This window comes from Psychrobacter sp. 1Y6 (assembly GCF_052258385.2).
Taxonomy (GTDB): domain Bacteria; phylum Pseudomonadota; class Gammaproteobacteria; order Pseudomonadales; family Moraxellaceae; genus Psychrobacter.
This window is the reverse complement of the sequence record NZ_JBQQEW020000001.1, coordinates 568,958-592,574: the sequence shown is the minus strand read 5'-3', so window position 1 is coordinate 592,574 and position 23,617 is coordinate 568,958. Positions and strand designations below refer to the sequence as shown.

Below are 23,617 nucleotides of genomic sequence, written 5' to 3'. Positions count from 1 at the left end.
CGTTTTAAGCTAAATTGTTTCAGACGCTTTATCTGAGATATCGTCTGATGTCACTGATTTACCAAGCATCACAACATCAGCGATAAACCCTTCCATATCGCAAACTTTGGGCATATAACCCCATTGTTCAAAGCCAAGCTTACGGAACAGTCCTAAGCTTGGATGATTATGAGCAAAGACAAGGGCGATGATATTTCGAATACCTAGGTTTGGTGCTTGCGTCAACATCCAACGGGTCAGCAAACTGCCCAATCCTTTGCCCTGATAATCTTGATTTAGATAGATACTAATCTCGGTACTGATATGATAGGCCGTACGTGCGTACAAATCGCTAAAGCTGCCCCATGCGACTATCGGCGCCTTGGTTTGATCTACATCATCTGATGGTAGTACTTTAACCACATATATTGGTCTGGTTGCACTATCCAAATGCTCCTCAAACCAAGCGGCACGCTCCTCTAGCGTAACCAATGCAAGATTGGCTGTTGCTTGTTTACCCGGTATGCTTTGATTATAAATGGCTAAGACTTCTGCTAAATCTTCTTTATTTGCACGCTGCACAACGAACTGATCGGTGAGCTGATATGTCGATAGTTCGGTTGGTATAGTATTTAAGGCAGCAGCAGACATAAGATCTCCATCGTTGTCGAGATTGTTGTTAGGGTTGGTGTTAGCATCATTGGCAATAAAGAATAGCCACCCTATGCGCCATAGTTGCATTACACGTAGACTATAGGATGTTAGTGTGGCTATTTTACTTTATAATGGCTGGTTTTAGACACATCAATTTTAAGCATAGATGTGTTTTTTCGTTTTTTATTTGGTCTCATCATAGCTGAAAACTTATGAAAACCTATTTTCTTGAGCAACTGATTTCGTCGCCACACGCTTCATCTACGGACACTGTCCCAGTAGAGTTGGCAGCTTGCGTGCTCACTATTGGTAATTTCGACGGTGTGCACCTTGGTCACCAAGCCATGCTAGCCCAGGTTCGTGAAATTGCGCATACCCAAAACTTGGGTGCGGCGGTCATGATATTTGAGCCGCAGCCACGCGAGTTTTTTGCACCTGCTAAAGCGCCTGCACGTTTGACCAATCTGGCAGAAAAACAAGCACTGCTGGCAGAATATGGCGTTGAAACATTGATCGTAGCAGGTTTTGATACAGAGTTTCGCTCGCTATCAGCACAAGCATTTGCCGATATATTAGCCAAGCGTTTGAACGTCAAAGCATTGGTGCTGGGCGATGACTTTCGCTTTGGCCATGATCGTACTGGCGACAGTCAGTTTTTGCGTAGTTATGGTTTGGATGTGACCAACCTGCATACGGTCACTGATAATAGTAATGATAGCGACAGTGTTGATACTATCGATAACGACGCTGCCCGTATCAGCTCTACTCGTGTTCGTGATTTACTATTAGCAGGTGATCTTCAAGCAGCCAACAGGTTACTTGGTCGTGACTATGCAATCACTGGAGTGGTTGTGCGCGGCGATCAGATAGGTCGTACGATAGACTTCCCTACCGCAAATATCGATTTGCAACGTATAAATCCTGCCCTGTATGGTATTTTTGCAGTCGATGTGGTGAGCTTAGATGACAATGGTAATGTGATCGCTGATGGTTTGACTGCGCTTGCCACCGACGGTCATACAGGTGTTGCCGGCTTGCGTCCGCATAGTGTGTTCGGCACGGCTAATATTGGCAAAAGACCTTCTGTTGATAAAGGTGATGACTGGCGACTAGAAGTCCACTTTCCACAGTTGCAAGCTGATTTATACGGACTGAACTTACACGTACGTTTCCTACACTTCTTGCATGGTGAGCGTCGCTATGATGGATTAGAAGCATTAAAAGCCGGTATTCATCAAGACGTCGCAGACTTACTTGAGTGGCGCGACAAGCAAATTTAAAATTCAGTGTTAGTCCAGACATAAAAAACCCCGCGTTATTAAGACTATCGCGGGGTTTTTTATGTCTATAAGTCTTTATGCGTCAGGATGCAAACGAACATTTAACTCATCAATGGTTTCTACCCATGCTGCATCTTTTTGCCATTCTTCTTGTAAGAACATACGCTGATTATCTGTCCAAATGCTAGCCTCTGTCAGTTTTTCTTCGCTAGCTAGTTGGTTTTCTGCGATAAAATTATCGATTGCTTCATCAGAGCTGTCTAGGCCTAACTGAGCAAATAACTCATTCATACTATATTCTGGTTCACCCAACATAACTTTCTCCTTAAATGGTACGAATAGGATCGTACTTATTGTTTAATGTGCTTATTATTCAAATTGACATATTCATTGTAGCAAGCTTTATTTTAATAGCTGTTAATCAACGTTTATCTAACGTTATCAATTGTATTGACGCTAAACTGCTTTTATCCATTTAAAATAGTGAAATAAATTATTTTCGCTCACTCATTTCTTATATTTCTTATAGACACAAAAAAGCCCTCATATTCCAGAGGGCTTTTCATACTACTTATCTCTACTACTTGAATCATAGCTTACTGGATAGCAGCTTAGATTTACGGTAGTAAATGTGCTACTGCATCACGCTCTTCACTAAGTTCTTGCTCAGTGGCAGCCATTTTCTCTTTCGAGAAATCTGATGATACATCAACGCCGTCTACGATAGACCAGTCGCCGTTAGCGCATGTGCATGGGAATGAGTAGATCAAACCTTCAGCAATACCGTATTCACCGTTTGAGTAAACGCCCATAGATACCCAATCGTTTTCATCAGTACCTAGCGCCCACGTACGCATGTGTGCGATAGCAGCGTTGGCAGCAGAAGCCGCAGATGATGCACCGCGAGCTTTAATAATCGCAGCACCGCGCTGTTGTACTTCTGGGATATAAGTCGCTTCGTACCATTCACGATCAACTAAATCTAGCGCAGGCTTGCCGTTTACCGTACAAGCAGTTAGATCTGGATACTGAGTTGACGAATGGTTGCCCCAGATGATCATTTTTTTCACGTCATTTACAGTGCTGTCAGTTTTACCAGCCAACTGTGCCATAGCACGGTTGTGGTCTAGACGAGTCATTGCAGTGAAGTTGCGTGGATCAAGATCTGGTGCATTGCGCTGAGCGATAAGTGCGTTGGTGTTGGCAGGGTTACCGACTACCAATACTTTTACATCACGGCTAGCGACTTCGTTCAATGCTTTACCTTGTGCTGAGAAAATCGCAGCGTTGGCTTCTAGCAAATCTTTACGCTCCATACCTGGGCCACGAGGACGTGCACCAACCAGTAAAGCATAATCGATATCTTTGAATGCGACATTAGCATCGTCAGTTTGGACGATACCAGCCAACAATGGGAATGCACAGTCTTCTAGTTCCATGACCACACCCTTTAGGGCGTCAAGAGCTGGCGTAATTTCAAGTAATTGCAAAATAACTGGCTGATCTTTACCTAGCATCTCGCCAGATGCAATACGAAATAGCATCGCGTAGCTGATATTACCAGCGGCACCAGTGACGGCAACACGTAAAGGCTGTTTCATTGACATTGAATACTCCCTAATTAATTATTAGATAATTCTAATGAACGATTATCATTTTAGATATCGACTTGTTTGCCGCATAGCAGCATGTATAAACCGAGAGCTAGTGTAGCACTTCATCGCAGTGACCGTCTAGATACAGTCATAGACCCGTCAGGGATTATATTGTTACATTTTATACGAGAGGATTTTTGTAGAGGCTAAGCGCTTACGAATAAAGCGCTAGAGGATTCTAGCACGCGATAACTAAAGCACATTTTCACTGTGCTATACGTAGATACAATGGTCAAAATAGGCAATTTGCACTATTAAATTCGATTAAGTGAAATGAAAAATGGTATCAAAAAAGAGGTTTAAGCAGATAACTAAGTAAAGGCTATCGCCCACCTGAAATGATAAATTTACTGCCACAGCTGTCTACAACGTCATGACAAGTCCCAAAATCACTACCCTCATAACACACATGTATATCAGTGAGTATCGATTGGCGACGGCTGCCTTCTTGACAAATGAGGTCCACACTATTCGAAGACATACCACTATTGAGACGGGTCATTTGACTGATAAAACGTGATTTGGAAACGGTATAACTATTACCCGTATTTAACTCGTTCGGTAGTTTTAATCCACCTGCATAGTTAGTAATCTGTCGAAAGTAACTGCTGGCGCTAAGCGGACTACAAGCTCCATAACGTTGCCACGTTTGGCTACGTACCGTTGTGTCAGGCATGATGCGGTTAACGACTTTTAGTTGTAGCGGGGTAAGGCGTGGCTCACTACCACGACCGCAGCGTTCGCCATATCCCATATCTAGACCAGATACGGTTAACGAGTATCCTTCTAAACACTGACGCATACGTGCCCGCGTTGGCTGCATATTACATAATGCTGGGGTCATCTCAATCATCAATACGCGCTGACCAGTCTTAACCGTGTTAGCCGCCTGTGCTGGTAGCAGTACAACACCTTGTATAAGCAGTAAAGCGCCGAAGCTCATCGTTGCTTTAATACTACCTACATTGTGTTTGCTAGACAACTCTGCACGCAATTGCACCATAGCATTAGCGACCTTATTACTCAGGTTTGTATCTGTCTTTGTATTTGCCTTCGATAAAAAACATATCCGATTAGATAACGAATATCTGGTTTTTGGCGACGTAGACTGACTAAAATATTTTTTGATCATAGGACTGAAGGCAGTTAGTTAGCAATGATAAGACATAGGCTATAACTTAAATCATTAGACGCGATACATAAAACACGCATTGACCTAAGAACAAGACTGAAAAATAGGGTTTCCCATTAAGGCAATGGTAACAAAACGTTTTTTTTAATCTATAGCAAAAACGTAAACGTTGACGACATCGTCAGTAAGCTCGATAAGTGTTGATAAAGCACTGAAGGATAACGGCTGTGAAATTTACCTTGGCCAGATTAGTGCAGCTTTGGCAAATCAAATTTAACCAATTGACAATTAGCAAAGCAAATCAGCAGATAAAAATAAACCACTAACAATAAATCATTAGTGGTTTATCAAATACAAGTTCAGTGATTAAAAGCCAGCTGGCACTGTGCCCATACGCTGAGTAATCGGCTGACCACGACCCAACAGACTGCTATAAATAGTGGCGTTTTCCATTACGTGTTTGACATAATTACGTGTCTCAGGAAATGCAATCGACTCTACATATTGGTCTGCGGCGAGCGAACCATAAACTGGCTGCCAGCGTTTAGCGTTATTAGGACCAGCATTATAGCCTGCGGTTGCCAATACTGGTTGATAATTGAGTTTGCCCAAGATATCACCCATATACCACGTACCATAGCGGATATTGGTATCACCGCTATTGGCACGGCTCGCACTATACGTCTCGCCTAGGTTGCGAGCGATATATTTTGCGGTATCAGGCATAACTTGCATTAATCCACTCGCGCCTACGTTTGAGCGTGCAGAGGATACAAAACGGCTTTCTTGACGCATAATACCGTACGCCCATGCTGGATCAATACCCGCAGCCTCACTATAACGTACGACTGCGCTTTGATGCGGCATTGGATGCGAAAGTGCAAGACTATCCACTCTATCAGTATTATCAACCGCATAAATCGCTCGATCGAGCCAGCCCATATCATAGGCTTGACGAGCAGCGGCAATGATTAAATTGTCATCACGATTGTCACGAGCTTGTTTCACTGCCCAGTTCCACTCGCGGTTGGCATAAGCACGACTGGCCTCAGAGTTGTATAACGCAAACGCACGAGCGAAGTTAGCATCTTGCATGACGCGCGCGCGGTCAGCAGTACTGACATTGGGCAAATTACTACCGCCTAGGCGGCTAGCATCAAAACGCTGCCCTATTTTATCTTTTGCCATCAAACCATAGTAGTCATTACTCTTTGCTAAGTTCTGATACATTTTTTTGGACGTATTGCGCTTGCTACTATCGCTTGACTGCTCATACGCACGAGCTAGCCAATACTGCCACTGGGCTTCTTTTTGCGTTTCGCCGTCCATTTTTGAGATAGCTTCTACCACATCATCCCAACGACTGAAGCGAATCGCTGCCATAGCATAGTCTTCTGCTTCTTCAAAATTAAAGTCATTGTCCAAACTGTTGCGGAACCAATCCACTGCTTCAGCGTTAAAGCCGTCATCAGTGTTGTGATTCATACGCTGCACGCCAAGCGTACGATAAGCATAGCGTCGGGTTTCGTCATTCAACAATTTGACAGCGCGCTGATTGTCTTGTTTGATATCAAACTCTAACTGTAACGCTGCCTCACGATAAGACTTGTCAGCCATACGGCCGATTGCGTACATATATAGGTATTGATTGGTTTGGCTTGCAGGCTCACGACCAAAACGGCTAAAGAAAGAAGACGGATTTAGTTGAATTTCACTGAGCGCAGAATAAGCAATTGGCGTACCAAGGCGTGATGACAATGCCATAATATCGCCGGTCTTGCCTTTACGTAACATACGCTTAAGACGAGCCGCACGATCTTGATTACTAATCAGCGCGTTGTTGTTCATCTCCATCGCTAGCTGATCGCACAATGCTGGTTGCTTTTGGGTGGTCAGCCACACATCAGATTTGGCTGCCATAGCACGCATGGTGTCACCGCCATTATTAAACCCAAGCGCAACGGCACAGCGCTCACTGGCATCGGCATTGGTGATTAAATTCGCGACTTGACGTACTGATGCATAATCATTTGACCCCGCTTTGGTCTCCGCAAAATCCGCAACCAATTTCTCAGCCATAACCGTATCTGGATACTGACGCACAAACTGCGAGACCGCTGTTGAACTCTGTGAATTGAGATCTAAATTCATACGCCAATAGGTCGGATACATCGCAAACAAGCCACCGCTCATGACTTGCTCATAGTTATAGAGCGCGCTTACATCACCGCGATCTGCGGCGATAGCGGCTGCCATAAATGAGTCGATACTATTGTCTTGCTGATAATCTTGTTGGTAGTTACTTTCTTGTTGGTAGCTTTCCTCATCGCCCCATGTCAACTCGGCACAAGCGACTTGTGACACACCAAGCGCACTGACCGCTGTTGCCACGCTCAACGCGCTCAACCGTAGCGTATCTACTGTGATTCGCTTTGACGCGTGTTTTTGACTGATAGACTCTTCATCCTTGATGCTATGCGCAACACGCAACTTTGTCATACTGACTCTCTTTATGATATCTCTACAAATATGTGAATAACGGTTCGCTAAGTACCGCCAAGGGTATAGCAATCATCATACTATACTCATTGTGCTTTCAACTATCTCCTTTACCTTTTGTTAATAAATAGGACAGCACGGTGTAACATAGAAGTGATAACGAGCCGCAGTTTTTATGAATAGTAATATGAACGACAGTAAATAATTGATACTGCTATGAATTATTTATCATGTTGATACCCCATCGCTCGTGCTAATTTTTCACATTGGCACAGGGTTGTGATAAAATACGCCACCTGTTAATCGGCTACTCCGCTATATTTTTGGTCAATCATGGACTTATCCTTATGAGTGTTACTGTATTCAATCCCCGCATCGATGACGATGCTGTTGCTGAGACGACTGTCACCGCACGTGCTGTCACTGCACTCAAAGAAGCAAGTTCAGCCCAAGCGCCCGTCGAAAAAGCAGCGACAAAAAAGGTCTTTGTCACGACTCAAGGCTGTCAGATGAATGTCTATGACTCTGGCAAAATGCTAGACGTGCTAGGCGACTCACATGGTATGGAAGTGACTCATGATATCGATGAGGCCGATGTACTACTGATGAACACCTGCTCTATCCGCGAAAAAGCGCAAGAAAAAGTCTTTTCAGAATTGGGCCGCTGGCGCAAACTAAAAGAAAAACGCCCTGACCTCGTTATTGGCGTCGGTGGTTGCGTCGCTTCACAAGAAGGCGATAATATTCAAAAGCGTGCGCCTTATGTCGACATGGTATTTGGCCCACAAACCTTGCATCGCCTGCCAGAGCTATACGATCAATCAAATGAGCAACGTGAAATCGCGCCTAAAAATCGTATCGGTACGATTGATGTGTCATTCCCTAGCATTGAGAAGTTTGACTTTTTGCCAGAGCCAAGAGTAGAAGGCTACAAAGCCTTTGTCTCTATCATGGAAGGTTGCTCCAAGTATTGCTCATTCTGTGTGGTGCCTTATACGCGTGGTGAAGAATTATCGCGTCCACTTGATGACGTATTGGCAGAGATTGACAGCCTTGCCGCTCAAGGTATCCGTGAAATCAACCTGTTGGGTCAAAACGTCAACGGCTATCGCGGCGAAAAAGACGATGGCAGCATTTGCCGTTTCGCTGAGCTATTGCACTATGTCTCGCATGTCGATGGTGTCGAGCGTATTCGCTATACGACTAGCCATCCGCTAGAGTTCACTGATGATATCATTGACGCATATGCCCAATTGCCAGAGCTAGTATCACACTTACATCTACCGGTTCAGAGTGGCTCAAATGCTATCTTGGCAGCGATGAAGCGCAACCATACGATTGATGTGTATATTAATCAGATTAATAAGCTAAAAGCCATTCGTCCAGATATTCACTTGTCGAGCGACTTTATCATTGGCTTCCCTGGTGAAACTGAACAAGACTTCCAAGATACCTTGAACTTGGCAAAAGAATTGAACTTTGATCACTCTTACAGCTTTATCTACTCTAAACGTCCTGGTACGCCAGCGGCAGAGCTTCCGGATGATGTGAGCTTCACGACCAAAAAAGCCCGCTTAGCTGAATTCCAAAAAGTTATTATCGACTCAACGCTTGCGAAAACGCATGAAATGGTCGGCACCACGACTCGCGTCTTGGTTGAACAAGTGGCCAATCGCCATCCTGATTGCTTAATCGGCACGGCGGATAATACCCGTACCGTTATGTTCCCTCATGATGTTGAGAAAATGGATGAGATGTTGGGTAAACTCGTGAGCGTGCGTATTACTGATTTCGTCAGCCCGCATATGGTAAAAGGTGAGCTAATCGAAATATTGGCTTAGTGGTTAAGGTAACAGTAGTTAAGTTATAAGTTTGAGTAAAAATAAAAAAAGCCGTTCACTATAATAGCGAATGGCTTTTTTGTTGTTTAAATTTAAGATTAAGATGAACGGTTGCTACTCCGATAACCAATCTGTCCGTCGCAATTGTTGCTTGGTCTCGCGGCGACGTTTTTTTCGGATGATATCGATATCTTCTTTCTCATGAATACCACCTTTTCTTAACAGTGGATCCAGTGCCAAGTAGTTGCGCGGTTTGACAGTACCTAGCGATTGCTGTGTACCTGTTATATTTTGACGTTCTAACTGCGCTTGCTGTTCTAACTGCCGTTCAATTTGTTTGGCCTTTTTTAAAGTTTGTTTTAAGCTCATATTGTTACCTATATTTTTAATAGCTCTAAGTCTGTTTTATATATTCGAGTAACAGCATAGTGAGGTCACGACTAGGAAATCGAGCGCAAATAGTACACTTAGCTCGATTGACACCGTCGTGACTCGCTATGGTTTTACTCATTAGCCTTTAATGCACATGACCTGTTTAAGCGTATGCACCACCTTAACCAAATCCGTTTGATTGGCCATCACTTCATCGATGTCTTTATACGCGCCAGGTATTTCATCGATGACGCCTTTGTCTTTGCGACACTCGACGCCATCCGTCTGCGCTTTTAGCTCGTCGATGGTGAACGCTCGCATAGCTTTACCTCGGCTCATCTGTCGTCCTGCCCCATGTGAACATGAGCAAAACGATTCCGCTGCGCCCAGACCACGTACGATAAAGGATTTTGCGCCCATAGATCCTGGAATAATACCAAGCTCACCTTCATAAGCACTGATCGCACCTTTACGCGTCACATAGACTTGCTCACCAAAATGCACCTCTTCATTGACATAGTTATGATGACAATTGATGGCTTCTTTGGTCAACTGAAATCGTGGCAATCCCGCTTGTGGCGACTGCAATGACTTAATGACCAAGCGCATCATCTCACGGCGATTTTCTAGCGCGTAGTCCTGCGCCCAGCCCACTGCTTCGACATAATCAGCAAAACTATCAGACCCTTCGGCAAAGTAAGACAAATCACGATCTGATACATGGCCGAAGCGCGATTGACGCTCTTTTTTGGCAAGGTTAATAAAGTACTGGCCGATACAATTACCGATGCCGCGACTGCCAGAATGCAGCATGACCCAGACATCCTTGTTTTCATCCAAGCACAGCTCAATGAAATGATTGCCACCGCCCAATGTCCCCAACTGTTTCGCCCACGTACGCTCAAAACCTTTAAGCATTTTGAGTAAACCTGGATGCTTATCAGTAATCGGTTTGAGGCGTTTGCCCAACGGATCAAGCGTTGAGTTCTTAGCTTGGATTTGCTTGTGCATGTTAAAGCCGACTGGCACTTGCTGCTCAACGATCGATCGCAATGACTTCAAACTGTCAGGCAAATCACTCGCTGTCAGAGACAAACGTACCGCATTCATACCGCAGCCAATGTCCACACCGACTGCCGCAGGAATAATGGCAGACTTGGTCGGAATCACACTGCCAACTGTTGCGCCTTTGCCAACGTGCACATCGGGCATCACCGCAATGTGTGAGTGTACAAACTCTAGCTGAGCTAAATTGCGTAGTTGCTGCATCGCACCTTGCTCAACATCTGAGGTGTAAATCTTGACGGGTACGCCGTGTTTGCGGTTTTCATTTAATATTAATTGAATGCTCATGATTTATTATTTCCGTTTTATTATTTTTATAACCATACATATTTTTTAATTTACTAATTTTTAGACATTACTTACCCGTCTCCATTAAACGATACGTTTAATAAGCACATAAGTTAATAAATCATAAAATAAAGACAATAAAATACCGTATTTTTATTAATTAAAAAATCAATAAAAATGCATGGTTAATTTATGATGGACGTTTTAAAGAAAGATAATATAGATCAGCACCGTCGGCCACAGCGTAAATAGTATACGCATAGAAAAGCTTTAGCTAAATCATAGCCTGAGTCGCTTTATTAGCAATAACGGTAAAGAAAAATGTTAGGTAAACAGATAACAGCAAGCGCAATATGGCTTAGCACAATCGCAGAGCAAATTTGGCACAGTAGACTTAAACGAAGGATAGAGCGAGTAAATACAGAACGCTATTCGTTGATATCAATAGATAGGATATCACTCAATAGCTTATATATAGATTCAGCCAAACCTGTTCGAAGTCGTCATTGCTGTCATGTGGTTTACACATTCAATCTTTAAAAACGTCTTGGTAGTTATATAGGACACGATGATTCCTCCATAGGTTGTGGCTAATGTCAGGGCGACAATAGCAGATTAATTAAAACGATTTATCGCTTATGAAAGATAAACGATATAAATCAATGAGCCAATAATAACGGTTTAAAAATTAAAGTCAATAATTAATTTGGCTTGTATAGAAAATAATTTAATAAATGTGTTTTTAATTAATCACTTTAATTTGAAATCTTATCGGTATTTTTTAAACCATAAAACTATTTATCACTTCAGCCAATAAAGCAGCAGCGATAATTATAAATATCACCCCACAACCACGATTGAGCCATGCTAAACGATTACCAACATCGAGCCAGCTTGCTAGCTTTTTGCCACCTAGCGTATATACGATTTGCCAAATCGTTTCACTCAAAAACAAGCCGATAGTCAATAGAACATATTGTGGCCATAGTGGCGCACTGAAATTGATAAATTTAGGAAAAAAAGCAGCAAAGAACAAGATAGCTTTCGGATTAGATAATGATACCCAAACACCAGTACGAAACAAGGTAGTATTACTCGGCGCTATTTTAGTAGCGGCACTAGATAGTGAACGCGGCTGCGGTTTACTAGGTGCGCCATCAGTGGCAGCATAGTCTGCTGCTGCCTCGGCACTCAACTCTTTAGCATCGCTCATCAAGCTACCGTCGCCAGCATTGCGCCAAGAGCTGATACCCAAATAGACTAAATATGCTGCCCCCACGGCTTTGATAATGGTCAGTAGCCACGGTGACTGGCGACTGATTACATCCAATCCAAGCAGTGTTGATAGCAGTAATACAAACAAGCCAAGGCTCAGACCTGCCAGTGTCCATAAGGTTCGTTTAACGCCATAGTTCATGCCGTACTGAAATGCTAGCAGCATATTAGGACCAGGGGTCGCTGAGATAAAAAACGTACTTGCGAAAAACACTGCAAACAGATGCCAAGACATCAACCCACCCCTACTTTGTCATGTGTAAATGGTTCTAATACAAACGGCTATACGACTTAAATATGCGACTAAAAAATAAACACCGCCATCAAGACGGTGTCATTTATACTTATATATCAAAAAGTCTCGCAGAAATTATTAAAGGAACGTCACGCCTTCTACTGAATAATTATGATTGCATGGACGGCTGAATCGTACAGCTATCTAACAGCTTCTTTAAAAACGCATCGCAGCGTTCAATTTCGCTAAGCTCCACATACTCATCCGCTTTGTGCGCCTGCTCAATACTACCAGGGCCACAGATAATCGTTGGGATACCTGCATTGGTAAACTGACCGCCTTCAGTCGCGTAAGCCACTTTATGACGCTCATCATCTCCTGTCAGCGCAGCGATTAGTGATTGCAACTCAGCGCTATCATTATCAGTCATTGCTGGGACGCTTTCTTCTTGCATCAGCTCAATACCAGTCTCTGGCGCGCGCGCTTGCATTTGCGCGTTTAGCTCAGCGACTTTTGCCTGAATGGGCTCTAGTATATCGTCTTGCGTCATATGCGGCAGGTTACGATAGTCAAAAGTAAACTCGCATAGGTTGGGCACGATATTAGTCGCTGTACCACCATGTATGGTACCTACTGACAATGTCGAATAAGGCACTGTAAATAATGCATCGTTATCATCACGAGCGCTCAGCTCTTCAGCAAGCGTATCTACATAGCCAACCAATCTGCTAGCGTAGCTAATAGCATTGACACCTTGTGCAATCAGTGACGAATGCGCCGACTTGCCATGTACACGGCAACGATAAACCGCGATGCCTTTATGTGCAACTACCATAGCCATGTTAGTGGGCTCACCAACGATACAGTAATCAGGCGTGATGCCGCGTGCTTTTAGGTCTGCCAAAATCAATGGCGCACCCAAGCAGCCAACCTCTTCATCGAACGACAATGCTAAATGTAATGGACGACGTAGCTGACCGCTGTTCGATAACTGCACGGCTTGCGGCAATATCGTTAGCGCACAAGCGATAAAGCCCTTCATATCACACGCACCGCGACCATATAGCTTATCACCACGTATCGTCGCGGTAAATGGCTCTGAAGACCACGCTTGCCCATCAACTGGCACAACGTCGGTATGACCTGATAAGACCAGACCGTTATTGATAATATCAGCGTTTTCACCAGCTGGTACAGTCACAAACAAGTTAGCTTTGGTCTTAGCTTCATTAAAGGTCAAATCTACCGTCAAACCCAACTGCTCACAATAAGACTTTACATCGTTAATCAAAGCCAAATTAGAATGGCGACTGACCGTATCAAAGGCGATGAGACGTGTTAGCCAATCGAGACTCTGAGTAGGATGCTCGATACTTTTCAGCTGGACATCGCTGCTACTGCTAACGTTATCGCTATTACTGACGTTGTCGCTATTACTACTGTTATTTTGGATCATAAAATATCCTTACTACAATTTTCAGAACTATGATGTGTCAGAGCTGCCTTACGATGGATTGTTATGATTCATCACATCAACCACTGGCGGCATTGGTTTTGGTAGCTTGCCTTCTGCCTGTAGCTCTTTGGTTGTTTTGGCATCGATAGACAAACCAGCGATGAGCGCGATATCTTTGACAGCCTTGCGTTTACGCGTAGCAAAGCTTACGGGTACCATACGAGCAAATTCATAGATATAAAGATAAGACTCTTCGCCACCTTCAAAATCTTCATCATCTTCGAGACGAATTGCGCCGATCTTAGCCAAATCCGATAGCATCTCGTTTTCTTCACTGGTCAAACCACAATCGGTAATACCAAAACCAGTCATAAAACCGTTTGCCCACTGTTTCAACGCCATCACGCGCTCGTATAAATCATGTTCATCATCTGGGATGAGCGGCATGTACGCGTAGGCATCATCTTTGTCTTTTAGCTGAAAAACGATGTCTTCCGCTTCTTCTGTCAGCAAGGTCAATGCAGGCTCTGGTAATGGGGCAAAGCTGAGCTCTTCAAACACCTTGGCCCAAGTTGCTTCGTCAGGCGCATTACAAGCCGTCATAAGCCCTGTCATCATGCCATGCACTTCGCTGATAGACACGTCCGTCCAATCATCAAACGCAGTCAGCCAAGTATTCCAGCCAGAGATATTATCATTCATAATAGATGTCCTAGTAATTGATTACTGCTCATAAAATAAAAATAGTCGCGATAAAATGTCATAGACAAATCATCGATAAATAAAAGTGAAAAGACAAAGCCTGATGCTTGTAATTACTTTGTTGATATAGATATTATGCGGTCACCTATGGCATTATTAAATGCAGCGAACAAAATTCATTCACGCTTACTTGTTAAGGATAAAAACTGACTATGTATGATCAACTTAGAATATTAGAAAAAATGGTACTCGACATCAAAAAACAGTATCAGCTTGTCAGTGCTGAACTTAGCAGCTTAAAACAACACCCTGTTACTGATTCAAAAGAATTTGCCGCTCTAAAAACCAAATTAGATAACAGTCATAACGAACGTGACGGTGCCAAAAAACAACTGAACGATCTCGACAAGCGCTATCAGAGTCTTGCAGAAGCGCACCATATGATCGGTGAAGAACAAGACAAACTGCAAAAACAGATCAGCCAATTACAACAACAAAACAGCGAGCTGCAACAACACAATAATGAGCTAAAGCAGCAGTATAGCGATATCAAACAACAAAACAGTGAACTGCAAAAGAAGAACCAATTGGCAGCCGAGCGTACGCAAGTCGTATTACAGCGCCTAACTCGTATTGATCAGGCAGAAGGCTAACGCGTTCTTGCAGTAGATAATTAAGACGTAGTGCTTATTAAACTGCTAAATGCTATTTGTAAAATCTGATATCACTCATTTCACTGACCAGACATTGTAGGATTTATCATGACCGATGACCAAAGCAAATCGATAGAAAAACAACCAAAAAATACTCAAGCGCCAAGTGCGCCAGTAACAAGTGTGCCAGCGCCAGCGCAAAAAACGACACCAGCAGCATCAAATATAACAAGCGCCATGGCACAATCTAATACCAAGACACCTAAAGCGCCAGAACCACAAATCAAAAAAGTCGATATTGCGATTGCTGGGGTTACTTATCCAATATTTTGTCCAGTACATGAGCAAGAAGAGCTACTGTCAGCGGTTTCGTATATCAACAACTATGCGCTCGATCTAAAAAGAGATGCGCCAAGCCTCAGCCAAGAAAGCATACTGGTACTGTGCTGCTTAAACTTGTATGAAAAAATCCATGCCAATCAAAGAAGTGATGAAGATCGTTTGCAGAAAGACAAACAGTCCGAGGCATTGCTCAATAAAATTATGAAGGATGCTCATTCTATTCTGTAGATGCATCGTACTGTATTAAACATATAAGCGCCTAGCCAATAAAGTTAGGCGCTTTTTTATGGTCAATCATTTATCTATTTATGCATAAGGTGTGTAGGTCTTGCCTGCGTGAAAGTCTGCCTGATGCTCATAATTGCAAAAGAATAACTCTTGGTTCGCTTCAACATTGCCATCGGTAGCTGTACTTGGTTTGGTTTCAAGTACACCGCGATATTCAGCCAAGCTGTTGCCACAGAAATTGCACTGACGCGGAGTGGTCACATCCCCTTCTTTTGGCATCATACTCTTAGGTGCACGCGGGTACATAAACTTATAAAAAGCCCACATTGAAGCCCAGATAATAAGGATGACGATAATAACAGCAAACACGGCAGTGCTCCTTCGATTACGGGTAAACGTGAGAAATAACGAAATCTACTAAATAAGATTATTTAATACGTTTTGATAGCATAAATTTTACCGTCAATAATAGCGATAATACAATGCCTTTACCGTTTAATTACTGATTGCGCTAACGGACGAGTTATATCCACTAGATAAACCTACCAACAAATCCGTCAACTGTACAACAAAAAACCTGGCCACGATAAGCCAGGTTTTTTTATCAGAAGTAACCGTCAAGTTAAAAGGACAGTCAAGTTAAAGTAACTATCAGCTTTTAGCAGGGTTACAGCTGTAGCTCGCTGATATCAGCTACTGTCAAGAACAAGGCGCGAAGCTGCTTTAGCAATGCCAAACGATTGTTTTTAAGCGCAGCATCTTCACTGTTGACCATTACTTGATCAAAGAACTGGGTCAACGGCTCATCTAAGCTAGCCAGCGTTTGCAATACTTGCGTATAGTCCGCTTGCTCAAGCAATGGTTGTACCACTGTCTGTGCTTGCTGCACATCTGCATATAGGTTTTGCTCAGCAGATTCAGACAGTAGTGCTTCATCGACTGTATCAGCCACGCTCACTTCTGACTTGGCCAATATATTAGCAACACGTTTGTTTGAGTCAGCCAACATCGACGCTTGTGATAGCTCGCTAAATGCTTGCACTGCACGGATACGCTGATCAAAATCAAGCGGCATATGCGGGTTAATCGCTTGCACTGCTTGAATCGTATCGACACTAACGCCCTGCTCCGTATACATCGCACGGTAGCGCGAGTTTAGGAATGCCATGACTTGGGTAAAAGTATCACCCATTTTGGCAATCTTGCTACCTTCAGCATCGCTATAGCCTTTAATCGCTTGCTCAACGAGCGCTACCAGATTAATCGGCAACTGCTTTTCGATCAAAATACGCAAGATACCAATAGCAGAACGACGTAAGCTAAACGGATCCTTTGAACCCGTTGGTGCTTGGTCAATCGCAAAAATACCAACCAATGTGTCCAAACGGTCAGCCAATGCTAGGCAAATACCAATCGGTGTTTGTGGTAATACATCACCGCTGAATTTCGGCAGATACTGCTCTTCTAAACTGGCAGCGACCGCTTCTGGCTCATTATTTAGGCGCGCATAATACGTACCTGCGATACCTTGTAATTCAGGGTATTCGCCGACGAGCGAGCTGGCCAAATCCGCTTTAGACAAAATGCCTGCACGTACGGTTTCATCAACATTGATATCGTGGCCTTGCTGCTGCATCAACGTAGCGATAAACGCAGCAAGTTTAGCAATACGCTCAGACTTCTCCCAAATCGTACCCAATTTGTCTTGGAATACGCGATTTTTTAGGCTTTCTGTGAGCGCAAACAACGGCTGCTTTTGATCTTGCAAGAAGAAAAACTCTGCATCAGCCAAACGTGGACGCACAACTTTTTCATTACCTTCGATAATCTGGTTAGGATCTTTTGATTCAATATTGGTAATAAAGATAAAGTAAGGCTGTAATTTGCCAGTTTTATCGGTTAAGCAGAAATACTTTTGATCCGCTTGCATGGTCGAGATAAGCGCTTCTTGCGGTACTTGTAAAAAGCGTGCTTCAAAGCTCGCTCGTAGCGCAATTGGGAAATCAACCAATGCGGTGACTTCATCCAACAAATCTTGCGGTACGATGGCATCAGAATTAACTTCATCTGCCAAAGCTTTGACTTGGTTTTTGATCAGCATTTGACGCTTATCAAAATCTGCCACTACTTTTAGATCGTCTAGCAACTGTTCGTAATCATTGGCATGAGCAATGTTATGGTAGTCAGGGCTGTGGAAGCGATGACCACGCGTTTGCGTACCAGTCTGATGACCTTGGATAGTGGCATCAATGACAGTATCATCCTGCATTAATACTGCCCACTGTACTGGACGCACAAACTCGTTACGGCTAGCACCTGAGCGCATACGCTTAGCAATCGGCAGATTATCTAGTGCAGTTTGGAAAATAGCAGGTAGTAGCTCAGTAGTCGCTTGACCACGGATAGTCTGCTCAAAACCAACATAGTCACCTTTATCGGTATTAATCGTCGTAAGCTCGCTGGCTTCAATACCCAAGCCTTTGGCAAAACCCATGGCCGCACGTGTTGGATTACCCTCTGCGTCAAACGCCGCTTTAATCGCTGGTCCGCGTTTTTGTTCAGTACGATCCGGCTGCTTATCGCTAATACCTTGAATCTGAATTGCCAAACGGCGCGGAGCAGCAAAAGCCTTGATGCTATCAAAGGTAATATCTGCTGCAGTTAATTGCTCAGTGACACTGGTTTGTAGCGCATCACGTAATGGTTTTAGGCTCTTTGGAGGTAGCTCTTCACACCCCAGTTCAAATAGAATAGTACTCATGGGATGCTCCTATTTATCGTTAGTAGATTGGTTAGTATCAGTAGTTTCTTTTGCTGAGTTGTCTGCTGCTAAGCTGTCCTTTGACACGTCTTCTTTTGGCAAATACTTATCAAGCGCGGCTTGGCGATGTTCTTCATCAGCCAATGGGAAGCCCAATTTGGCACGAGCTTCGACATAACCAAAGGCAACCTTACGAGCAAGCGTACGCACACGCAGGATAAAACGCTGACGCTCAGTCACTGAAATAGCGCCGCGTGCATCAAGCAAGTTAAACGCATGAGATGCTTTTAATACCATCTCATAAGCGGGTAACGGCAATCCTGCATCGACCAATTTGTCGGCTTGTTGCTCATAAAAGTCAAACATCTCGCCCATCATCGGCACATCAGCGTGCTCAAAGTTGTAGGTAGACTGCTCGACCTCGTTTTGATGAAAAACATCACCATAAGTCACACGACCAAACTCACCGTCTGCCCAGACCAAATCATAAACGCTATCAACGCCTTGTACATACATGGCCAAACGCTCAAGCCCGTAAGTGATTTCGCCAGTGACTGGGAAGCACTCGATACCGCCGACTTGCTGGAAGTAGGTGAACTGCGTGACTTCCATACCGTTTAGCCAAATCTCCCAACCAAGTCCCCACGCACCAAGCGTTGGCGACTCCCAGTTGTCTTCTACAAAGCGCACATCATGCACTAATGGATCGATACCAATGGCTCGTAGTGAATCCAAATACAACTCTTGGATGTTCGGTGGATTTGGCTTTAGTACAACTTGGAACTGATAATAATGCTGCAGGCGGTTCGGGTTATCACCATAGCGCCCGTCAGTAGGACGACGTGATGGCTGTACATAGGCCGCATTCCAGCGCTCAGGACCTAATGAGCGCAAAAACGTCGCGGTATGAAAAGTACCTGCACCGACTTCCATGTCATAAGGCTGCAATACAACGCAGCCTTTGTCGGCCCAATAATTTTGCAAAGTTAAGATTAAATCTTGAAAAGTCATCGGTTGAGAGTCTTTATCTTGTGTCATCGGGGTTATCGCTTGGGATGTCATAGTTTCGGTTTTCATAGTAAAGCCACTGTGAAATGAGTATTATTAAATAAATCTCTGATAGCGCACGCGCGACCTATTCGGCAACGACTCTATCTGCCTGCTCACCTTACTAAAAATTGACTATTTTATCCATATTTACATCAACTAAATTTGCATAGTGGGCACAAAACCTCGGTTGTATAGCGTATTTTCAGGCAAATCATCATGGAAGTAGTACTAATACAATAAATAAAAAAATACCCAAATGCGCTAGCATTCGGGCAGGAGGAAAATTGTGTCTTGGGCATCCTGATTGGTCAGGCTTTTTATTTTTTGGAGGTTTACTGTTTTTAGCAATTACGTCTAACTTAAACTTGACTCTTTAACTGGTTCAGAAAACATAATTTTAAAAAAGCTAATTTTGAAAATAACTATCAGGCTTCTATTATTGATAAGACTGACTGTTGGCTTTTGGCATAATTATCCATAGGATAATATAAATCAAAATGCCTGGTACTGCTGCGCTTAACGATGAGATGATTACGAATAATACTCTCACCCATGTTGGCGACCAACCAGCATATTCTGCAATGCCACCCATCACGCCTGCTATCATGCGATTGTTTGGTGAGCGATGTAATTTTGCTAACTTAGCCAAATCAAATACCTCTCTATTTTCTATTCTTGTTTATTTTTTATTCTATTTTTCTGATTGTCTTACGTATTTAGCTAAAACATTATCTTGCTTTGCTAACTTACGAATCAGTATATCAATAATTCAGGATTTATCTGTTGAAGGTATAGCAGTACTTTGTGAGTTTATGCTACTCAAGCTTACCCTAATCTGTCATAGCACCATGCAAGCCCCTGATTTTAAATAGTTATTTCAAAATGTTTCAAAATCATCTTTGTTGCTATAACCTTGCAATCTCGCTTCACGTATCTTGTTATTTTTAATTTAATCAAAGAGATAGGCTCGCTTCATAACGCTAAAATCGAGTGAAAATTTTAATAGCCTGAATAATCTTTTAGCTAACCAAGTTTACCCAGTTAAAAAAACCTCAATTAAAAATCCGCGATTCCGTGTACGTGCGATATACCTCATTTTTACAATAACCCACCTGCAAATCCTCCAAAAGCTTTATACCATGCTGATAAGTATACTATGCTGATAAGCAACTTAGGTTTTCAGACGTTCTATGATGAAAGTTAGAACCCTGCTCAACTGTTAGATAAAAATACCTTTACGAAGAAGATTGAAAGTAAATAACGTGGTTGGTATTACGATTCTTAATAGATTTCTGCTTTGGATCTTGATAGATATCTAGTTTGGATTATCTAACTTAGACAGCATTAGACATATTTTTTGGAATAGACATGGAACACTGAGATTAAAATAAAAAAATAATAAGGATAACTATGTACGACACTGGATTGATGATTGGTCATTTTGAACCCCTACATTTAGGACAGATGCGCAGCATATTGAATGCAGCAGGACAAGCCAAAACCTTGCATATCGTTATTATGGCGCATCCATTGCCGCATCCTGATTTTACTATTACCTTACAAGACAAAGCGCGTTGGCTACAGATGGCCTGTGCCGACTTGCCATTTATTCATATTCATACTACTCATGAGAGCGAACTACCGCTGCACGAAAATCTGTATAGTGCCAGTGATGATGTCAGTATTGATGTCGCTGCTAGTAATGCCAAATTGCAACGCTTAATGGACGCACTATCACTATCAGCAGAGACTGTATTGTTTATGGCGGAAAACCATCCGCTCACTCGCAATGACATACAAGAGCAGCTGCTTTTGCCAGTCGTTACTACGCCGCTACAGCCGGAATTTGACTCTTATGCGATTGCGCGTGATCCCGTTGCCCATTGGTCAGCACTTCATCCGCAAGCCCGCGCCGACTATACCAAGACTGTCGCTATCGTCGGCGGTGAAAGCTCAGGTAAAACAACGCTGGTACATAAGCTTGCCAATTATTATGGTGCCAGCTTTGCCCTAGAAATGGGGCGTCTGTATGTCGGTACAGATTTGGGTGGTAGCGAGGTTGGATTACAGTACAGTGATTATGGCCCTATTTGTCTCGACCATGCTGAGGCAATCCGAGAAGCTAAAGCCAATGCAACGGCCCCTATCACCATCGTTGATACTGACTTTGTCACTACGCAAGCATTTTGTGAAGAGTATGAGGGTCGAACACATCCCTTTGTGGCTGCTTGTATCGATGAATTTCGTTTAGACCACACCATTATGTTAGATAACAATACGCCATGGGTTGATGATGGTATGCGATCTTTGGGTACGCCTGAAGCGCGTGGACGCTTTGAGCAGCGTTTGATAGATATTTTTGCGCGTCACGATATTACGCCGCATATGATTGATCAGCCTGACTATGATGCTCGCTATCAGCAAGCACTACTATTGATTAATCAATATATCTATGGCAAAAAATCATAAACTGTACTGAGCATATTTATAATAATTTATTCACTAGCATATGTTATTCAACTAGCACATGGTAGTTAGCACTATGTTGATATCAGTATTTACTTGAGGGGAAAAGCGATGCGTATTCAGCTATTGGACAACATCACCGGAAAATGGGCGATGCAATGGATTATCATTTGGTTTATTTGCGGTGTTATTGCTTTGTCCGCAGGTTTTTGGCTCACGACAGACCATACCACGCTTGATTGGTTTTATTTAGCGGTCTCGTTCATTGGTTTGGTTTGCGTGGTCTCGCTATCATTCCGCAAAAACGTTATGGGCAATGGCTTTGGTATGGGGGCAACGGCTGGCGAAGTCATTGTGCAGGCAACGTCTGGCGCAGTTGGTTTGATGCTTGCTCCACTATTTAACTTTTTTACCCATGTTTACGGTATCTTTTATTGGTCGAAGCACACCGATCCTGATGGCGACATGATACCTAAATCAGCAAGTAAAGCTGTTTGGTTGATTACCGCTGCCTTCATCATCGTTGGACTTGCACTGTTCCCTACGGTAAATGACTTATTAGCGAGCTACGGCTATGCGGTCGTAGAGGATGATAGTAGTCTGTTTTTGGGATTTATCTCTTTCTTTTGGATTAATGTGATTGCCTTTGTGCTTTCTATTACCGCTCAGGCAGCTATGATTCTGCGTTATTCATTTAATTGGTGGTTGTGGATTATCGTCAACTTCGTCTGGCTCATTGTGAATCTGATGTCTGGTAACTATATCTTTGCTATTCAGACTATGGTGTATCAAGTAAACGCCTTTATCGGCCTGTATGAATGGCATCGTAGCGAGCAAAGATAATGCGTCTCTTATAGAAAAACCCCTTAGAAGTTTGAATAAAATCTTGCTGATATAGTATCAATAGTACGAGTAAACTTGACTGTGCCGTCTATCAGATAACATGGTAGACAGGCGCAATTAGTGCTACAACTGATGTTAACAATCATCTTCATACCGAGATCAGTAGCAAGTCCATTAGCTAGTATAAGTTACTTATCTTATTTACTAACAGGGAGGTTAGTATGTCTCGTCAACCAAAAATGTCCAAACGTACGCTAGAGCAATGGCTTAGTGAGTACTCTGTCAGTCACCAAAACTTGGTCAATAAAAAAATCCATTGGCTATGTGTGCCGACGATCTTTGTCAGTCTGTTAGGTATGGGCATGTCACTATCTGTGTGGTTTACCTTGGTACTAAGCGCATTAGTATTATTGTTTTATATACGCTTATCTACGCCACTGTTTTTAGCGATGGGAATGTTTATTCTTATCTGTCTATCAGTGATGGCAGCGATGCCATGGGGCTTTAAAGCGTGGGCAGCGGTATTTGTCGTCGCTTGGATTGGCCAGTTCATTGGTCATAAAATCGAAGGCAAAAAGCCTTCTTTCTTTAAAGATTTACAGTTTTTGTTAATCGGTCCAGCATGGGTGGCTAACAGTTTGATGCAGCGTAAATAGTCGTTAATCTCTGCGTAATTTTCTCAGGAACCTAGCTTAGCTGTAGGCTATTCGATAAAATCTATAATTCTCACCCTCAACAAAAGAATGTCACCAACAAAAAATCGCCACCCAGAGATTACTGAGTGGCGTTTTTTGTTTTACGTAAGCTTTTAGGACTATTTATTTTTGGGGACTATATAAAA

21 protein-coding genes are annotated in these 23,617 nt (G+C 43.0%); 7 read left to right on the top strand and 14 right to left on the bottom strand.

Annotation, left to right across the window (positions count from 1 at the left end):
- Positions 1-9: 9 nt before the first annotated feature.
- Positions 10-630, bottom strand: coding sequence for a GNAT family N-acetyltransferase (locus ACTXGF_RS16135; RefSeq protein ID WP_443534623.1), 621 nt, complete (start codon positions 628-630; stop codon positions 10-12).
- Between the two features lie 215 nt (positions 631-845).
- Between ACTXGF_RS16135 and ribF the strand changes: the two genes are divergently transcribed.
- On the top strand, positions 846-1,913 hold the full coding sequence (gene ribF, locus ACTXGF_RS16130; protein WP_443534625.1) for a riboflavin biosynthesis protein RibF: 1,068 nt from the start codon (positions 846-848) through the stop codon (positions 1,911-1,913).
- Between the two features lie 75 nt (positions 1,914-1,988).
- Here ribF and ACTXGF_RS16125 read toward each other — a convergent pair whose 3' ends face one another.
- The 4 genes from ACTXGF_RS16125 to ACTXGF_RS16110 form a co-directional block, all read right to left on the bottom strand.
- Positions 1,989-2,228 carry a DUF2789 domain-containing protein gene (locus tag ACTXGF_RS16125; protein WP_160022359.1) on the bottom strand — a complete coding sequence of 80 codons (240 nt, stop codon included), beginning with the start codon at positions 2,226-2,228 and terminating at the stop codon, positions 1,989-1,991.
- 302 nt (positions 2,229-2,530) lie between these two features.
- Positions 2,531-3,520: a malate dehydrogenase gene (locus tag ACTXGF_RS16120; RefSeq protein ID WP_185156582.1), complete on the bottom strand. Its 990-nt coding sequence runs from the start codon at positions 3,518-3,520 to the stop codon at positions 2,531-2,533.
- 370 nt (positions 3,521-3,890) lie between these two features.
- Complete coding sequence (locus tag ACTXGF_RS16115) at positions 3,891-4,571, bottom strand: T2 family ribonuclease (protein WP_443534627.1); 681 nt, start codon at positions 4,569-4,571, stop codon at positions 3,891-3,893.
- A gap of 495 nt (positions 4,572-5,066) precedes the next feature.
- The gene (locus ACTXGF_RS16110; RefSeq protein ID WP_443534628.1) at positions 5,067-7,199 is read right to left on the bottom strand and encodes a lytic transglycosylase domain-containing protein; all 2,133 of its coding nucleotides are present in this window, start codon (positions 7,197-7,199) and stop codon (positions 5,067-5,069) included.
- Positions 7,200-7,546: 347 nt separating this feature from the next.
- Here ACTXGF_RS16110 and miaB point away from each other — a divergent pair, with 347 nt between their 5' ends.
- The gene (miaB, locus tag ACTXGF_RS16105) at positions 7,547-9,040 is read left to right on the top strand and encodes a tRNA (N6-isopentenyl adenosine(37)-C2)-methylthiotransferase MiaB (protein WP_443534630.1); all 1,494 of its coding nucleotides are present in this window, start codon (positions 7,547-7,549) and stop codon (positions 9,038-9,040) included.
- A gap of 114 nt (positions 9,041-9,154) precedes the next feature.
- Here the strand turns inward: miaB and ACTXGF_RS16100 are convergent, their stop codons facing one another.
- The 5 genes from ACTXGF_RS16100 to ACTXGF_RS16080 form a co-directional block, all read right to left on the bottom strand.
- A complete protein-coding gene (locus ACTXGF_RS16100; protein WP_443534631.1) occupies positions 9,155-9,409 on the bottom strand; it encodes a hypothetical protein in 255 nt (84 codons plus the stop codon).
- A 141-nt stretch (positions 9,410-9,550) separates the two neighbouring features.
- Positions 9,551-10,765, bottom strand: coding sequence for an RtcB family protein (locus ACTXGF_RS16095; protein WP_443534632.1), 1,215 nt, complete (start codon positions 10,763-10,765; stop codon positions 9,551-9,553).
- Between the two features lie 781 nt (positions 10,766-11,546).
- Positions 11,547-12,275, bottom strand: coding sequence for a LysE family translocator (locus ACTXGF_RS16090; RefSeq protein ID WP_443534634.1), 729 nt, complete (start codon positions 12,273-12,275; stop codon positions 11,547-11,549).
- A 169-nt stretch (positions 12,276-12,444) separates the two neighbouring features.
- Entirely contained in the window at positions 12,445-13,731 is a 1,287-nt protein-coding gene (gene argE / locus ACTXGF_RS16085; RefSeq protein ID WP_443534636.1) for an acetylornithine deacetylase, read from the bottom strand.
- Between the two features lie 48 nt (positions 13,732-13,779).
- A complete protein-coding gene (locus ACTXGF_RS16080; protein WP_057761477.1) occupies positions 13,780-14,433 on the bottom strand; it encodes a UPF0149 family protein in 654 nt (217 codons plus the stop codon).
- Between the two features lie 212 nt (positions 14,434-14,645).
- Here ACTXGF_RS16080 and ACTXGF_RS16075 point away from each other — a divergent pair, with 212 nt between their 5' ends.
- Both ACTXGF_RS16075 and ACTXGF_RS16070 read left to right on the top strand, forming a co-directional pair.
- The gene (locus ACTXGF_RS16075) at positions 14,646-15,086 is read left to right on the top strand and encodes a hypothetical protein (protein WP_057761479.1); all 441 of its coding nucleotides are present in this window, start codon (positions 14,646-14,648) and stop codon (positions 15,084-15,086) included.
- A 108-nt stretch (positions 15,087-15,194) separates the two neighbouring features.
- Complete coding sequence (locus ACTXGF_RS16070; RefSeq protein WP_443534638.1) at positions 15,195-15,656, top strand: cell division protein ZapA; 462 nt, start codon at positions 15,195-15,197, stop codon at positions 15,654-15,656.
- A 78-nt stretch (positions 15,657-15,734) separates the two neighbouring features.
- On the opposite strand, the gene ACTXGF_RS16065 is transcribed toward ACTXGF_RS16070, so the two are convergent.
- From ACTXGF_RS16065 to ACTXGF_RS16050, 4 genes are all read right to left on the bottom strand, one after another.
- Complete coding sequence (locus ACTXGF_RS16065) at positions 15,735-16,025, bottom strand: hypothetical protein (protein WP_224737782.1); 291 nt, start codon at positions 16,023-16,025, stop codon at positions 15,735-15,737.
- A gap of 298 nt (positions 16,026-16,323) precedes the next feature.
- The gene (gene glyS, locus ACTXGF_RS16060) at positions 16,324-18,417 is read right to left on the bottom strand and encodes a glycine--tRNA ligase subunit beta (protein ID WP_443534639.1); all 2,094 of its coding nucleotides are present in this window, start codon (positions 18,415-18,417) and stop codon (positions 16,324-16,326) included.
- Between the two features lie 9 nt (positions 18,418-18,426).
- Entirely contained in the window at positions 18,427-19,428 is a 1,002-nt protein-coding gene (gene glyQ, locus ACTXGF_RS16055) for a glycine--tRNA ligase subunit alpha (protein ID WP_347163058.1), read from the bottom strand.
- A gap of 475 nt (positions 19,429-19,903) precedes the next feature.
- A complete protein-coding gene (locus ACTXGF_RS16050; RefSeq protein ID WP_057761485.1) occupies positions 19,904-20,116 on the bottom strand; it encodes a PspC domain-containing protein in 213 nt (70 codons plus the stop codon).
- Between the two features lie 761 nt (positions 20,117-20,877).
- Here ACTXGF_RS16050 and nadR point away from each other — a divergent pair.
- The 3 genes from nadR (at position 20,878) to ACTXGF_RS16035 (ending at position 23,432) form a co-directional block, all read left to right on the top strand.
- On the top strand, positions 20,878-21,936 hold the full coding sequence (gene nadR, locus ACTXGF_RS16045) for a multifunctional transcriptional regulator/nicotinamide-nucleotide adenylyltransferase/ribosylnicotinamide kinase NadR (protein ID WP_443534641.1): 1,059 nt from the start codon (positions 20,878-20,880) through the stop codon (positions 21,934-21,936).
- A 108-nt stretch (positions 21,937-22,044) separates the two neighbouring features.
- Entirely contained in the window at positions 22,045-22,776 is a 732-nt protein-coding gene (pnuC, locus tag ACTXGF_RS16040; RefSeq protein ID WP_443534643.1) for a nicotinamide riboside transporter PnuC, read from the top strand.
- Between the two features lie 221 nt (positions 22,777-22,997).
- Positions 22,998-23,432, top strand: a complete 435-nt coding sequence (locus ACTXGF_RS16035) for an Mpo1 family 2-hydroxy fatty acid dioxygenase (protein WP_443534645.1) — start codon at positions 22,998-23,000, stop codon at positions 23,430-23,432.
- Positions 23,433-23,617: the final 185 nt, after the last annotated feature.

Coding starts and splice junctions, on each gene's coding strand:
- glyS (WP_443534639.1), bottom strand. CDS start 18,417: ATGAGTACTATTCTATTTGAACTGGGGTGTGAAGAGCTACCTCCAAAG.
- ACTXGF_RS16135 (WP_443534623.1), bottom strand. CDS start 630: ATGTCTGCTGCTGCCTTAAATACTATACCAACCGAACTATCGACATAT.
- ACTXGF_RS16070 (WP_443534638.1), top strand. CDS start 15,195: ATGACCGATGACCAAAGCAAATCGATAGAAAAACAACCAAAAAATACT.
- ACTXGF_RS16075 (WP_057761479.1), top strand. CDS start 14,646: ATGTATGATCAACTTAGAATATTAGAAAAAATGGTACTCGACATCAAA.
- ACTXGF_RS16110 (WP_443534628.1), bottom strand. CDS start 7,199: ATGACAAAGTTGCGTGTTGCGCATAGCATCAAGGATGAAGAGTCTATC.
- ACTXGF_RS16080 (WP_057761477.1), bottom strand. CDS start 14,433: ATGAATGATAATATCTCTGGCTGGAATACTTGGCTGACTGCGTTTGAT.
- argE (WP_443534636.1), bottom strand. CDS start 13,731: ATGATCCAAAATAACAGTAGTAATAGCGACAACGTCAGTAATAGCGAT.
- ribF (WP_443534625.1), top strand. CDS start 846: ATGAAAACCTATTTTCTTGAGCAACTGATTTCGTCGCCACACGCTTCA.
- ACTXGF_RS16035 (WP_443534645.1), top strand. CDS start 22,998: ATGTCTCGTCAACCAAAAATGTCCAAACGTACGCTAGAGCAATGGCTT.
- pnuC (WP_443534643.1), top strand. CDS start 22,045: ATGCGTATTCAGCTATTGGACAACATCACCGGAAAATGGGCGATGCAA.
- ACTXGF_RS16120 (WP_185156582.1), bottom strand. CDS start 3,520: ATGTCAATGAAACAGCCTTTACGTGTTGCCGTCACTGGTGCCGCTGGT.
- ACTXGF_RS16095 (WP_443534632.1), bottom strand. CDS start 10,765: ATGAGCATTCAATTAATATTAAATGAAAACCGCAAACACGGCGTACCC.
- ACTXGF_RS16090 (WP_443534634.1), bottom strand. CDS start 12,275: ATGTCTTGGCATCTGTTTGCAGTGTTTTTCGCAAGTACGTTTTTTATC.
- ACTXGF_RS16115 (WP_443534627.1), bottom strand. CDS start 4,571: ATGGTGCAATTGCGTGCAGAGTTGTCTAGCAAACACAATGTAGGTAGT.
- nadR (WP_443534641.1), top strand. CDS start 20,878: ATGTACGACACTGGATTGATGATTGGTCATTTTGAACCCCTACATTTA.
- glyQ (WP_347163058.1), bottom strand. CDS start 19,428: ATGACTTTTCAAGATTTAATCTTAACTTTGCAAAATTATTGGGCCGAC.
- ACTXGF_RS16125 (WP_160022359.1), bottom strand. CDS start 2,228: ATGTTGGGTGAACCAGAATATAGTATGAATGAGTTATTTGCTCAGTTA.
- miaB (WP_443534630.1), top strand. CDS start 7,547: ATGAGTGTTACTGTATTCAATCCCCGCATCGATGACGATGCTGTTGCT.
- ACTXGF_RS16100 (WP_443534631.1), bottom strand. CDS start 9,409: ATGAGCTTAAAACAAACTTTAAAAAAGGCCAAACAAATTGAACGGCAG.